This window comes from Enterobacter huaxiensis (assembly GCF_003594935.2).
GTDB lineage: Bacteria > Pseudomonadota > Gammaproteobacteria > Enterobacterales > Enterobacteriaceae > Enterobacter > Enterobacter huaxiensis.
On the sequence record NZ_CP043342.1, the window covers coordinates 793,785 to 806,405 of the forward strand.

At 57.1% G+C, this 12,621-nt stretch carries 17 protein-coding genes; 4 read left to right on the forward strand and 13 right to left on the reverse strand.

The features are described from left to right. Positions 1-124: 124 nt before the first annotated feature. From trmB to D5067_RS03860, 3 genes are read left to right on the forward strand one after another with little or no spacing between them, the layout of a single operon-like run. Complete coding sequence (gene trmB / locus D5067_RS03850; RefSeq protein ID WP_119936205.1) at positions 125-844, forward strand: tRNA (guanosine(46)-N7)-methyltransferase TrmB; 720 nt, start codon at positions 125-127, stop codon at positions 842-844. Beyond that, positions 844-1,170, forward strand: coding sequence for a YggL family protein (locus D5067_RS03855; RefSeq protein ID WP_028014375.1), 327 nt, complete (start codon positions 844-846; stop codon positions 1,168-1,170). Before trmB ends, D5067_RS03855 begins: the two co-directional genes overlap by 1 nt. Before the next feature lie 56 nt (positions 1,171-1,226). Then, positions 1,227-1,943, forward strand: a complete 717-nt coding sequence (locus D5067_RS03860) for a YggN family protein (protein WP_119936204.1) — start codon at positions 1,227-1,229, stop codon at positions 1,941-1,943. Between the two features lie 75 nt (positions 1,944-2,018). On the opposite strand, the gene D5067_RS03865 is transcribed toward D5067_RS03860, so the two are convergent. From D5067_RS03865 to D5067_RS03890, 6 genes are all read right to left on the reverse strand, one after another. Then, on the reverse strand, positions 2,019-2,381 hold the full coding sequence (locus D5067_RS03865) for an endonuclease domain-containing protein (RefSeq protein ID WP_119936203.1): 363 nt from the start codon (positions 2,379-2,381) through the stop codon (positions 2,019-2,021). 63 nt (positions 2,382-2,444) lie between these two features. Then, on the reverse strand, positions 2,445-3,587 hold the full coding sequence (gene hemW, locus D5067_RS03870) for a radical SAM family heme chaperone HemW (protein WP_119936202.1): 1,143 nt from the start codon (positions 3,585-3,587) through the stop codon (positions 2,445-2,447). Continuing rightward, positions 3,580-4,173, reverse strand: coding sequence for an XTP/dITP diphosphatase (locus D5067_RS03875; RefSeq protein WP_119936201.1), 594 nt, complete (start codon positions 4,171-4,173; stop codon positions 3,580-3,582). Before D5067_RS03875 ends, hemW begins: the two co-directional genes overlap by 8 nt. A gap of 3 nt (positions 4,174-4,176) precedes the next feature. Further along, positions 4,177-4,473, reverse strand: a complete 297-nt coding sequence (gene yggU, locus D5067_RS03880) for a DUF167 family protein YggU (protein ID WP_014885193.1) — start codon at positions 4,471-4,473, stop codon at positions 4,177-4,179. Then, a complete protein-coding gene (locus D5067_RS03885) occupies positions 4,470-5,036 on the reverse strand; it encodes a YggT family protein (protein ID WP_023333348.1) in 567 nt (188 codons plus the stop codon). The genes yggU and D5067_RS03885 overlap by 4 nt, the downstream gene beginning before the upstream one ends. Before the next feature lie 21 nt (positions 5,037-5,057). Beyond that, the gene (locus tag D5067_RS03890) at positions 5,058-5,759 is read right to left on the reverse strand and encodes a YggS family pyridoxal phosphate-dependent enzyme (RefSeq protein WP_119936200.1); all 702 of its coding nucleotides are present in this window, start codon (positions 5,757-5,759) and stop codon (positions 5,058-5,060) included. A 17-nt stretch (positions 5,760-5,776) separates the two neighbouring features. Between D5067_RS03890 and D5067_RS03895 the strand changes: the two genes are divergently transcribed. Continuing rightward, a complete protein-coding gene (locus D5067_RS03895; protein ID WP_119936199.1) occupies positions 5,777-6,757 on the forward strand; it encodes a type IV pilus twitching motility protein PilT in 981 nt (326 codons plus the stop codon). Positions 6,758-6,767: 10 nt separating this feature from the next. Here D5067_RS03895 and ruvX read toward each other — a convergent pair whose 3' ends face one another. The 7 genes from ruvX to galP all read right to left on the reverse strand — a co-directional run bounded on the left by ruvX (position 6,768) and on the right by galP (position 12,327). Next, on the reverse strand, positions 6,768-7,184 hold the full coding sequence (gene ruvX, locus D5067_RS03900) for a Holliday junction resolvase RuvX (RefSeq protein WP_014171567.1): 417 nt from the start codon (positions 7,182-7,184) through the stop codon (positions 6,768-6,770). After that, positions 7,184-7,744, reverse strand: a complete 561-nt coding sequence (locus D5067_RS03905; RefSeq protein WP_119936198.1) for a YqgE/AlgH family protein — start codon at positions 7,742-7,744, stop codon at positions 7,184-7,186. Before D5067_RS03905 ends, ruvX begins: the two co-directional genes overlap by 1 nt. A 74-nt stretch (positions 7,745-7,818) precedes the next feature. Then, positions 7,819-8,766, reverse strand: coding sequence for a glutathione synthase (gene gshB / locus D5067_RS03910; protein WP_119936197.1), 948 nt, complete (start codon positions 8,764-8,766; stop codon positions 7,819-7,821). Between the two features lie 19 nt (positions 8,767-8,785). After that, positions 8,786-9,517, reverse strand: coding sequence for a 16S rRNA (uracil(1498)-N(3))-methyltransferase (rsmE, locus tag D5067_RS03915; protein ID WP_119936196.1), 732 nt, complete (start codon positions 9,515-9,517; stop codon positions 8,786-8,788). Positions 9,518-9,569: 52 nt separating this feature from the next. Then, positions 9,570-10,277, reverse strand: coding sequence for a deoxyribonuclease I (gene endA / locus D5067_RS03920; protein ID WP_119936195.1), 708 nt, complete (start codon positions 10,275-10,277; stop codon positions 9,570-9,572). Between the two features lie 94 nt (positions 10,278-10,371). Beyond that, positions 10,372-10,869: a SprT family zinc-dependent metalloprotease gene (locus D5067_RS03925; protein WP_119936194.1), complete on the reverse strand. Its 498-nt coding sequence runs from the start codon at positions 10,867-10,869 to the stop codon at positions 10,372-10,374. Positions 10,870-10,929: 60 nt separating this feature from the next. Further along, positions 10,930-12,327 carry a galactose/proton symporter gene (galP, locus tag D5067_RS03930; RefSeq protein WP_119936193.1) on the reverse strand — a complete coding sequence of 466 codons (1,398 nt, stop codon included), beginning with the start codon at positions 12,325-12,327 and terminating at the stop codon, positions 10,930-10,932. Positions 12,328-12,621 lie beyond the last annotated feature (294 nt).

A 12,621-nucleotide genomic window follows, 5' to 3' on the forward strand; every position in this document is an offset into this window, starting at 1 on the left:
AGGGACGCAGATTGCAGCACAGCGTCAATCTGCTGTAAACCGGATCTTTCCCATGCTTGCATAGAAGCCTTAACTTTGGATAATGCCCGTTTCCCGAACACTCTCACAAGCAGACAACTCTTTTATGAAAAACGACGTCATTTCACCGGAATTTGATGAAAACGGTCGCCCGCTGCGCCGTATTCGCAGCTTTGTCCGCCGTCAGGGCCGCCTGACAAAAGGGCAGCAACACGCGCTGGACAACTACTGGCCGGTGATGGGCGTTGAGTTCACTGAACAGCCTGTCGACTTTGCCAACCTGTTTGGCCGCGAAGCGCCCGTTACGCTGGAGATCGGCTTCGGCATGGGCACCTCGCTGGTGGCGATGGCAAAAGCGCGCCCTGAGCAGAACTTCCTCGGTATTGAAGTGCACTCGCCGGGCGTGGGCGCATGCCTGGCAACGGCGCAGGAAGAGGGCGTTGAGAACCTGCGCGTGATGTGCCACGACGCGGTGGAAGTGCTGCACAAAATGATTCCTGACAATTCTTTGAACATGGTTCAGCTCTTTTTCCCTGACCCGTGGCACAAAGCACGTCATAATAAACGCCGTATCGTTCAGGCGCCGTTTGCCGAGCTGGTGAAAAGTAAGCTTAAACTGGGCGGCGTCTTCCACATGGCGACCGACTGGGAACCTTATGCGGAACATATGCTGGAAGTCATGTCGTCGCTGGACGGGTATAAAAACCAGTCTGAAAGCAATGACTATGTACCGCGTCCGGACTCACGTCCGGTGACAAAATTTGAACAGCGTGGCCATCGTCTTGGCCACGGCGTATGGGACTTAATGTTCGAGAGGGTGAAATAATGGCAAAGAATCGTAGCCGTCGTCTGCGTAAAAAGATGCACATCGAAGAATTCCAGGAAGTGGGCTTCTCCGTTGCCTGGCGTTTCCCGGAAGGCACCAGCGTTGAGCAGATCGATCAGGACGTTGATGCGTTCATCAATGAGGTGATCGAGCCAAACAAGCTGGCCTTTGACGGGAGCGGCTATCTGGCCTGGGAAGGTTTGATCTGCACGCAGGAAGTCGGTAAATGCACCGAAGAACATCAGGCGCTGGTCCGCAAATGGCTTGAAGAGCACAAACTGGAAGATGTCCGCGTCAGCGAACTTTTTGACGTTTGGTGGGACTAATAAAGCAGAACGGGGCCAGCAATAGCTGGCCCATTTTGTCTGAGGGAGTGTTGAAAATGCGCAAAACGTTGCTGGCTGTTGCTTTACTGGCAATCGGATCCACCGCCCATGCGGAGTATAAATGTAGCGTCACCCCGCGTGACGACGTGGTGTTAAGCCCGCAAACCGTGCAGGTGAAAGGCGAGAACGGCAATCTGGTGATTACGCCGGATGGCAACGTGACGTTTAACGGCAAACAGCAAAACCTGACCGCCGCTCAGCGCGAGCAGGCGAAGGATTATCAGGCCGAGTTACGCACCGCACTGCCGTGGATTAACGACGGCGCGCTGACGCGCGTTGATAAAAGCCGCGTGGCGCTGGACAAAATCATCACCAAAGAGGTGGGTGAAAGCAGCAACATGCGCACCCGCCTGACCAAGCTGGACAAGCAGCTGAAAGAGCAGATGAACCGCATCATCGAGAATCGCACCGACGGCCTGACGTTCCACTATAAGGCGATTGATGAAGTGCGTGCCGACGGCCAGCAGCTGGTGAATCAGGCGATGGGCGGTATCCTGCAGGACAGCATCAACGAGATGGGCGCGCAAGCCGTACTGAAAGGCGGCGGTAACCCGCTGCAGGGCGTGCTGGGCAGCCTGGGCGGGCTGCAGACGTCGATTCAGAACGAGTGGAAAAATCAGGAAGCTGATTTCCAGCAGTTTGGCAAAGACGTGTGTAAACGCGTGGTGTCGCTGGAAGATAGCAGGAAGGCGCTGGTGGGGACGCTGAAGTAAGGTCTCTGCGCGCTGGGCCCCTCACCCTAACCCTCTCCCCAAAGGGGCGAGGGAATGGTTTGCTCCCTCTCCCTTTCAGGGAGAGGGCCGGGGTGAGGGTTGTAGCATTTGCAGTATCTCAAGGATCCTTGCTAACACCGCCTCTTCGTTATCCCAGAGTTCGTTGTTCCAGAAACGAATGACGTACCAGCCTTTTCGATTTAGCCAGAGCGTCCTTTGACGATCGTATTCCTGCTTTTCATCATGTTGCCCACCATCCAGCTCAACGGCCAGACGAGCCGAGCAGCAGGCGAAATCCAGAATGTAGTGACCAACCGGATGCTGTCGGCGAAATTTATGATTTTCGAAACGGCGGCTGCGAAGTAAATACCAAAGCCGTCTTTCTTCTTTTGTCAGCTCACGTCTGAGCTGTTTTGCGTATGAACGAGTAATTTCCATCCCCACACTCTGCCAGCCTTTCCCTCAGCCGGCAGAACGGGATGCAAAATCCTGAATCAGCCTTCAGGATTCTTCGGCGAGGAACAGCTCAAGAAGGGAGTTTAAGAACAGCTTGCCGTGCTCAGTTATCTGCCAGTACGCATCGCACTCGGTCAGATACCCCTGCGCCAGCGCCTCGTCAATCTGCGGACGGATCACCGACTCCGGCATCCCGGTGTACAGCACAAACTCCGCGCGCGGTGCGGCTTCCAGCAGACGGAAGCGGTTCATGAAGAACTCAAACGGCTTGTCCGCCGCCTCGACGTCGTGCTGACGCTCAAGATAGCGGCCTTCCATATACCCGCGCGGGTGGCGGGTTTTGGCGGTACGCAGAATGCGCCCGTCCGGGAAGGTCACCTTGCCGTGCGCGCCGCAGCCAATCCCCAGATAATCGCCAAAGCGCCAGTAGTTCAGGTTGTGCTGGCACTGATAGCCCGGCTTCGCGTACGCGGAGGTTTCGTACTGCTGATAGCCCGCAGCGGTCAAAAGCCTATGGCCCTGCTCGAAGATATCCCACAGCGCGTCGTCGTCCGGCAGCACCGGCGGGCGGGAGCCGAACAGCGTGTTTGGCTCAATGGTAAGCTGATACCACGACAGGTGCGGCGGGTTCAGTTCAATCGCCTGGCGCAGGTCGTCCAGCGCCTCGTCGAGCGACTGGTCCGGCAGGCCGTGCATCAGATCGAGGTTGAAGCTGCGAAGATTAAGCCCCGTTGCCAGGTTCGCCGCGCGCTTTGCCTCTTCCGGGCCGTGAATACGCCCCAGACGCTTCAGCTTCGGCTCGCTAAAGCTCTGCACGCCAATGGAGATACGGTTCACGCCCGCACGCTGATAGTCGACAAAACGGTCGGCCTCAACGGTGCCGGGGTTGGCCTCCATCGTAATTTCAGCATCCGCCGCCAGGTTCAGACGCGCGCGCACGCCGTCCAGCAGCGTTTGCATCGCCGGGCCTGAAAGCAGGCTCGGCGTACCGCCACCAATAAAAATGGTCTTAACTTCACGTCCCTGTGCGTAAGGTACATCGGCGTCCAGGTCGGCCAGCAGATGCGCAACGTAGTCATCGTGCGGCACTTCACCCTTCAGCGCGTGCGAGTTGAAATCGCAGTACGGGCATTTCTGCACGCACCACGGGATGTGAATATAAAGACTCAGAGGTGGCAAATTAGCCATTACGTAACGCTTCCAGTAACAGTTTCAGTGCGCGTCCACGATGGGAAATCGCGCTTTTTTCTTCGCGGGTCAGCTCCGCGGCGGTTTTGCCCTCGGTCGGGACAAAGAAGATCGGGTCGTAGCCAAAGCCGCCGTTGCCAGCCGCTTCGCGGGTAATCACGCCCGGCCAGCTGCCGTGGCAGACGATCGGCGTCGGGTCGTCTGCGTGACGCATATAAACCAGCACGCAGTGGAACTGCGCGGTGCGCTGTTCGTCAGGCACATCTTTCAGCGCGACAAGCAGCTTTTCCAGATTCTGCCGGTCGGTTGCGTCTACGCCGGAATAGCGTGCAGAGTAAATGCCCGGCGCGCCGCCGAGAAAATCCACGGCCAGGCCGGAGTCGTCGGCAATTGCAGGCAGGCCGGTGACCTGTGCAGCATGGCGCGCTTTCAGGATCGCGTTCTCGATAAACGTCAGGCCCGTCTCTTCGGCGGACTCGACGCCAAGCTCGGTCTGCGCCATCACGTCCAGCCCAAAATCATTTAACAGCGAGGCAAGCTCGCGCACTTTACCGGCGTTACCGGTAGCGAGAACAACGTTCTGCATGGTTTAGTCCTGTTCTGTCAGAGCCGCGACTTCCGTCGGGATAGATTGCGGATTGAGGATTTTTACCTGTTTGTGCCGCCCAAGTTCACCTTTTTCAATGATGACCTGGCTTTTGGCAACGCGAAACTGTTTGGCCAGATATTTGGTCAGATGCGCATTGGCCTGGCCGTCAACCGGTGGCGCGGTGATGGCGACTTTTAGCTCGTCGCCATGCAGTCCAACTATAGAGTCCCGGCTGGCTTTCGGCTGAATGTACAGCCGTAAAACCAGCCCGTCGGCGCAGGTGCTTACTGCACTCATAGCGCCATCCACAGCCCCGGCAGCAGCATGTTGCCAGTGGCCTGCAACAGCTCGGCAATCCCCATATTGGCCACATACAGCAGCAGCACCAGGATCATCGGGGAGAAGTCGATCCCGCCCATTGAAGGCAGCAGGTTGCGAATCGGGCGCAGCAGCGGTTCAGTCAGCTGGATCAGGGCATATTCCACCGGACTCCGTCCCTGGCTCACCCAGCTCATGATCGCCATCACCAGCAGCACCCAGAAGATCAGTGACCCGATGGTTTTAATCAGGATCAGAACGGCAGCAATCCAGATAATGGGCTGGAAGGTGATAACCATAAACAGCACGATCGCCTTGATAACGCTAAGAATAAAGGCGACCAGCAGCGAGGAGCTATCGATAGGACCCATTGCCGGAATAATGCGGCGCAGCGGCCCAACGACAGGTTGCGTAATTTTTACGACAAACTGCGAGAACGGATTGTAAAAATCACAGCGGGCCCACTGCATCCAGACGCGCAGCAAAAGCGCCATCGTATACAGCTCAAGCACCGTTGAGAGCAGGAAAGTCAACGTCTTCATGGCGTTCCTCAGGTTTCCTTATTATTTTGAGTAGTCGCGCGCACCGAAAATTGCCGTGCCGATGCGCACCATAGTGCTGCCTGCCGCGATGGCGGCTTCCATATCATCCGACATGCCCAGAGAAAGCGTGTCTACCGATTCATAGCGCGCTTTAAGCGCCTCAAATGCTACAGCCATTTGCTGTGCCACGGCAAACTGCCTTTCATAACTTGACTCAGGTGCCGGAATTGCCATCAGCCCCCGCAGGGTTAAGCGGGGCAGGGCGGCGACTTCTGCCGCCAGCGCGTCCAGTTCCCCCAGCGCAATGCCGGATTTGCTGTTTTCATCGCTGATATTAATTTGAATCAGCACGTTAAGCGCGGGCAATTCTGCCGGTCGCTGCTCGTTCAGACGTGTGGCAATGCGCAGACGGTCGACGGTATGGCACCAGTCGAAGTGCTCCGCGACCAGCCGGCTTTTGTTCGACTGCAGCGGGCCAATAAAGTGCCACTGCAGGTCTGCATTCCCCTGCTCCTGAAAGTGGCGGATTTTGTCCACCCCTTCCTGCACGTAGTTTTCGCCAAATGCCCGGTGGCCAGCCTCAATCGCTTCTGCGATGGTGCTCGCAGGCTTGGTTTTGCTGACTGCAAGCAACGTAATTTCTTCTGAAGCCCGGCCGCAACGCGTTGCGGCGGCTGAGATTTTGTCCCGGACCTGTGCCAGGTTATGCGCAATGTCGTTCATTTTCCGAGGAGTAGTCTATGGATGTGGAAGAAATTGTGGCCCTTAGTGTAAAGCATAACGTCTCCGATCTACACCTGTGCAGTGATTCGCCTCCGCGCTGGCGCAGATTAGGCCGGCTCGAACCGGCACCCTTTCCGCCCCCCGATGTCGACGCGCTATTAAAAGCGTGGCTCAACGACGAACAGCAGGGGGCATGGTGGGCAAACGGGCAGGTGGATTTTGCCGTCACCCTCGCAGGCAATCAGCGTCTTCGCGGCAGTGCGTTTACGCACATGAAGGGCGTGTCGATCGTCTTGCGACTGTTGCCGCTCGCCTGTCCACAGCTTTCAACCTTGGGTGTCCCCCGGGCGATCCCGGAGCTGCTCTCAAATGACAGCGGCCTGATACTGGTCACGGGCGCGACCGGCAGCGGTAAATCGACCACCCTCGCCGCTATGGTCGATTTCCTCAACCACCATACTGACGGGCATATTCTGACGCTCGAAGATCCGGTTGAGTTTATGTATCAGAGTGAGCGTTGCCTGATCCAGCAGCGGGAGGTAGGCCAGCATAGCCCGTCCTTTGCCGAGGCGCTGCGTGGTGCGCTGCGTGAAGATCCGGATGTCATCCTGCTGGGTGAGCTACGCGACAGTGAGACGATCCGCCTGGCGCTGACGGCGGCAGAGACCGGGCATCTGGTGCTCGCGACCCTGCACACGCGCGGAGCGTCGCAGGCCATAGAGCGGCTGGTGGACACCTTCCCGGCGCAGGAGAAAGATCCGGTGCGTAATCAGCTGGCAGGCAGCCTGAGAGCGGTTCTGGCGCAAAAGCTGCGTCAGGACGTACAGGGCGGGCGCGTGGCGCTTTATGAACTGTTGGTGAACACCCCGGCGGCGGCAAACCTGATCCGCGAAGGCAAAACGTGGCAGCTTCCCGGCATCATTCAGACCGGCCAGCAGGCGGGAATGCAAAACTTTGAGCAGAGCCTGGCAGAGCGGCGGGCGCAGGGGCGGCTATAGGCCCCGGCGCTCAGTAACCCTGTTCGAAATAGCTTTCGAGGATGATGACGGCAGAGGCTGAATCCACGCTGCCTTTGTTCAGCGCCCGAAAGCCGCCGTGCTCAAACAGGCCAGCGCGCGCCTCGACGGTGCTCAGACGCTCGTCGTGCAGTTTGACCGATACGCCAAAGCGGCCGTGAATTTTGTTAGCGAACTTGCGCGCGCGGGCGGTGAGCGGCTGTTCTGTGCCGTCCATGTTCAGCGGTAACCCGACGATCACGTCGTCTGGCTGCCACTCTTTCAGCAGGCGTTCGATAAGGTTCCAGTCAGGCGTGCCGTCGCTGGCCTTTAGCGCCGTCAACGGGCGCGCTGTGCCCGTGATGCGTTGACCCACGGCGACGCCGATGCTTTTGGTGCCGAAATCGAAGGCCAGAAGCGTTCCGCTCATTATGCGTGCCCCGCGACGCCAGGCATGGTCAGAATATCAATGCCAATCAGTTTTGCCGCGTCACGCCAGCGATCGGCGATGGGGGTTTTGAACAGAATGTTCATATCTGCAGGAGCCGTCAGCCATGCGTTATCGAGGATCTCTTGTTCCAGCTGGCCTTTTTCCCACGAGGCGTAGCCCAGCGCAACCAGCACTTCAGACGGCTGATTCGCGGTTCCGAGCGTTTCAAGCACGTCGCGAGAGGTAGTGACAACGGTATTATCGGAGATGCGGATACTGGAAGAGAAAATCGGCGGCGTATGGAGGATAAAACCACGATCTTCAGCGAGCGGGCCGCCAAGCATTACCGGTTTATCGAGACGGATCTCCGGCAGGCGCTCTTCAGTGGCGATCTTCAGCTTGTCCAGAATCCCTTCAACCTGCAGGTTTTCCAGCGGCTTGTTGATGATGATCCCCATCGCGCCGTCTTCATTATATTCACAAATATACACTACGGAGCGGCGGAAAATCGGGTCCTGGAGAGCAGGCATGGCAATAAGAAAGTGATGCTGTAAATTCATTGTCAGAGGTACTGTTTCCTGGTTTAAAAAGCGACAGCGCCCAGTATGGGGACAAACTCAGGCGCTGTCACAGGTTATTTCTGTAAACGTTTTTCGATAGCGTCCATCAGCATTCCGGTGATCGAAATCGGGAATTCCGCTTCAATTTCACGAATGCAGGTCGGGCTGGTAACGTTCACTTCGGTCAGGCGATCGCCGATGATGTCCAGGCCAACGAAGATCAGGCCTTTGGCTTTCAGCGTAGGGCCAACGCGGCGGGCAATCTCCCAGTCGCTTTCGGTCAGTGGACGCGGCTCACCGCGACCGCCGGCCGCCAGGTTACCGCGGGTTTCGCCGCCCTGCGGAATACGCGCCAGGCAGTAAGGCACCGGTTCGCCATCCACTACCAGCACGCGCTTATCGCCGTCGACGATAGCAGGCAGATAGTTCTGCGCCATGCAGTAACGCGTGCCCAGCTCGGTCAGGGTTTCGGCAATCACGCCAATGTTCGGGTCGCCTTCCTTCACGCGGAAGATAGACGCGCCGCCCATGCCGTCCAGCGGCTTCATGATGATATCGCGGTGCTTCTGCCAGAACTCTTTTAGCTGTGCCTTGCTGCGCGTTACCAGTGTTTCCGGCGTCAGGTCTGAGAACCAGGCGGTGTAGAGCTTCTCGTTACAGTCGCGCAGGCTCTGCGGCTTGTTGACGATCAGCGTGCCTTTCTCTTCTGCGCGCTCAAGGATATAGGTGCAGTAGATGAACTCGGTATCGAAAGGCGGATCTTTGCGCATCAGGATCGCATCGAGATCGGCAAGCTGGATATCCTGCTCGGCGCCGAAGTCGTACCATTTGTCATAGTTCTGCTCGACGTTAACGATGCGGGTACGCGCGCGGGCTTCACCGTTGATCAGGTAGAGATCGTTCATCTCCATATAGTGGAGCTCATAGCCGCGACGCTGTGCTTCCAGCAGCATGGCGAAGCTGGAATCTTTCTTGATGTTAATGTTTGCGATGGGGTCCATCACGATGCCGAGCTTGATCATGTTCTTCTCCGTTAATGGGTCAACCCAGATCGCCAAACCGTACCTGTAGCGCGGTAATGGCTGTGAGTGCCGTTGTCTCAGTGCGCAGAACGCGAGGTCCCAACAGAATATCAGTAAACTGGTAGCGTGCCGTCATCGCAATTTCGTCAGCCGACAGGCCGCCTTCCGGGCCAATCAGCAGGCGTACGCGCTCGACGGGCAGCGGCAGCGTATTGATGCTGGCGCTGGCGCGCGGATGGAGATTGAGCTTCAGGCCGCTCTCCTCTTCCGCACACCAGGCTTCCAGGTCCATCGCCGGACGGATCTCCGGAATACGGTTGCGGCCGCTCTGTTCACACGCCGCAATGGCGATTTTCTGCCACTGCTGGATTTTCTTGTTCAGACGTTCCGCGTCCAGTTTAACGCCACAGCGCTCAGAAAAAAGTGGCGTAATGAGGCTTACGCCCAGTTCAATGGATTTCTGAATGGTGAATTCCATCTTCTCACCGCGCGACATCACCTGGCCCAGGTGAATGTGCAGCGGCGATTCACGGTCATCCACGTCGCCGCGCAGCACCTTAACGTGCACGCTTTTTTTATCCGCACGGGTGATATGTGCGTCGAAAACCTGATTGGACCCGTCAAACAGCTGTATTGCCTGGCCTGCGCCCATGCGCAGCACGCGGCCAACGTGGTTGGCGGCTTCATCAGACAGGGCTATTTCGCTGCCTGCGGTAATCAGTTCAGGGTGGTAGATGCGAGGAGTGCGCATAGTCAGAAATTCCGTGTGTAATGCAATATAGGCGAATTGCCGCTAGTGTAGGTTAGCTCTTTTGCGCCTGGCAAGCCCGCTGGACGTAAGGGTTATGATTCCCCTGGACTTTAGCGATGCGTTCGTCGCGCTGGCATTCCCACTCCGTCACCGGATACTGCTTGTCCCAGGCATTAAACAGCTGAGTTTGCTGGCGGGACAGGTTGAGTTCGTAACGGTCGCGCATATAGAAATAGGTGCGGGCAATGCTGCCGCGCGCGCGGGCCGGTGGCTCAGCGACCTTCTCTTTGAAATCCACCTTCATGGCGCACTGTCCGTACTGGCCTTCGCCGCCGTTCCACTGGCTGTACATAAAGTTGCCGCGATCGCCGTTCACTTCGCCCACCGCAGGCTGTAGGTTGTGCATATCGCTTTCCATCTGACGGTAGACCGGATCTTTGGAACAGTTTTTGCGTCCGCCATCCTGCCAGCACTGGCGCTGATGGCCGAACTGCCATGCCGGAACCACATGTTCCCATTCAATTCGGCTGGCGCGGTTCTCGTTTTTGCGTACCTGATAGCCGCAGGACTGGAGATCAACAACGCCCTTCTTGCCCTGCCAGTTAATTTTGCAGCCGCAGTAAAAATCGCCGGGTACATCGGCGTTAACCTTAACGCCCGCGGCCTTAGCCTGGGAGAAACTGTGAATACCGTCGGCCAGAGCGTGGCCGGAGAGCGCCGTCGCCAGGAAGGCAACCGCGAGAGAGAAATTACGGGACATCTTACACTCCGTGTCAAAACGAGCCCGCAACGTAACGAATGTTGTTTCTGTATGCAATCAGTCAGATCAGGAAAGTTCCTGATAGTTCTTATAGTTACTCTGCAACCAGCGGTTCGCCGCACTTTACGCAGCGGTAGGTCGCTTCACCGCGCACCACGCGGTTATGGCGCCGGACGGTAAGCTGATGCTGCTGGCACCGGCAGCGGTAGGGGAACGTATTGGTGCGTACTGATTCAAGCTCGAACTGATGGGTGCGGCGAGCCGGAACGCCAAGCACGGCTTCCATCATCCACTTCCACTCTTTCCCGTGCGGCGCCACGCGGCCAAAATGCTTCCACACCAGAAGATGCGCCAGCTCGTGAGGAACCACTTCATCGATAAACGCCTGCTGGTTTTCCATCATCAGCACCGGATTCAGGCGGATCTCATAGGATTCCAGCCAGGCCGTTCCGGCAGAGGTGCCGCGCTGCTGATAGACGAGCTTTGGCTCAGGGTAATTGCGGCCAAGCTTCAGGTTGGCCTGGGCAAGTTTTTCCCGCAGGCTGCGCATAACGGCTTGCTGAATGGCGATGGGGAGACGGGGAGCTTTCATAGGGGCAGAGCATAAAGCGCGAAGCGGGGAGGCGCAAGAGGCACCTCCCCGACAGGGTGATTAGTCGTGTGCGCCAATCTCGCGCAGCGGACGACCTTTCATCAGGTTACGTTCGATGTGTTCCAGCGAAACGTGTTTGGTTTCTGGAACCAGCCAGATAGTCAGAACAATAAAGAACAGGTTCAGACCAGAGTAGACCCAGAAGGTGTTGGCGTTGCCCAGGGTGTTGAGCATGGTCAGGAACGTTGCGCCGACGATCATGTTGGCAATCCAGTTGGTCGCGGTAGAGCAGGTGATACCAAAATCACGTCCCTTCAGCGGCTGGATTTCAGAGCACAGCACCCAAATCAGCGGACCGGCGCTCATCGCAAATCCGACGATAAACATCAGCAGCATTGCCACGGCAAAGTACTGTGCGCTCGGTGAGTGAATGCCTACATGCATCATGGTGCCGAGCACGCCCATCCCGACGGCCATCACCAGGAAGCCCAGCGTGAGCGTTGGCTTGCGTCCCCAGCGGTCAACCAGGCCGATAGCGATAAAGGTCGCCAGCACGTTGGTCAGGCCGACGATAACGGTGCCCCACATCTGCTCGGTGGTATTGGTATACCCCGCCAGCTCAAAGATTTTTGGCGCGTAGTACATGATGACGTTCATCCCGGTGAACTGCTGCATCACCTGCAGGAGCACGCCAAGGAACACCGCGCGGCGGAAGTTGCTGTTCTCTTTGAACAGCGCCCAGCCGGACTGCTTCACCTGCAGGCTTTCGCGGATCTCTTCCAGCTCGTTTTTGGCCTCTGCGCTGGTATCGCGCAGGCGCAGCAGCACGCGTTCCGCGTCGTGGAAGCGGCGTTTGGCGGCAAACCAGCGCGGGCTGTCCGGCAGGAAGAACACGCCAATCAGCAGCAGAATGGCCGGGATGATGATAACGCCCAGCATCCAGCGCCATGCGCCGCTGTAGCTAAAGGCGGTATCCGAGAGATAGGCACCCAGAATACCGATGGTGATCATCAGCTGATACATCGAAATCATGCTGCCGCGGATTTTCTCCGGCGCGATTTCAGACAGGTACAGCGGAGCAGTATACGACGCGACGCCAACGGCCAGGCCGAGCAGCACGCGGGAGACCAGCAGCACTTCAACGTTCGGTGCGGCGGCAGAGAACAGCGAACCGGCAACGAACAGGATCGCGCCGATCATCAGGCTCTTTTTACGCCCGAGCTTGAAGGAGAGCCAGCCGCTGCCGACGGCACCGACGGCCGCACCAAACATCATGGAGCTTACGACCCACTCCTGGGTGTGAGCGCTAATCTGGAACTCGTCGGTAATGAAGGGTAGTGCACCGGCAATCACGCCGATATCCAGGCCAAAGAGTAATCCTGCCAGGGCTGCGAGGAAGCAGACGAAGAAGGTCATCGCCTTGTTGGACGTACGCCCCTGTTTTTTATTGTCAGGCATTATGCCCTCCAGTTGGGTTATCAGTTTTGTCGATGTTAAGGGTAGGTGAGTGATCCGTAAAAATATGTGAGACAAATCACATTGGTGTAATCGGTTACACTAACGTGCAACCGTAAATATTATTAAAGCTTTGAAAATATAGAGGTAAAAGCGGTGATGCGCATCGCGTTTATTTCAATTTCAGACTTAACTGAAATGAAATGTAACAGCAGAAGAAAGGCGATCGCGCAAAGGGATTATTCTGAAAGCGGGATATATTTGGCGTGGTGTAAACGGTTTCAAATATTACCGGGT